Source organism: Leucobacter celer subsp. astrifaciens, assembly GCF_001273835.1.
Lineage (GTDB): Bacteria > Actinomycetota > Actinomycetes > Actinomycetales > Microbacteriaceae > Leucobacter > Leucobacter celer.
Genome location: NZ_JHEI01000050.1, coordinates 1 through 376, shown reverse-complemented (window position 1 = coordinate 376; position 376 = coordinate 1). Strand labels below are relative to the sequence as shown.

Here is a 376-nt window from a genome sequence, read left to right as displayed (position 1 = left end):
GAGCGAGCCGACCCCCGCGACCAGGCCTTCCCAGAAGTTCTGGGGCCCGCCGCCGGGCAGCGTGCTCGGCGCGGTCAGCGTCACGCAGATCGTGGACTGGTCGACCTGATCCTCGAGCGCATCGAGCTGCGCCTGCAGCCCATCGAGGTCTTGCTGACGCTGCGACAGCGCGGTCTCCGCTTCGATCAGCTCGCTCGTCGACGCCGCGCCCTGCATCAGCTGCGTCAGCCGCTTGACGGAATCCTGCAACGCGTCGACCCGCGCCTGCAGGTCGACGTGCTGAACGGTGACGTCGACCGATGAGCGATTCTGCGAGACGACCTCGCCGAGGCCGGTGAGCGCCTCGAACGCATCATCCATGCGATCGGCGGGAACG

1 protein-coding gene is annotated in these 376 nt (G+C 68.6%); it reads right to left on the bottom strand.

Annotated elements, in window-relative coordinates; genetic code table 11:
- The coding region (locus tag AMS65_RS00120; protein WP_157501928.1) for a DUF4349 domain-containing protein at nt 1-376 on the bottom strand (376 nt) is incomplete at both ends.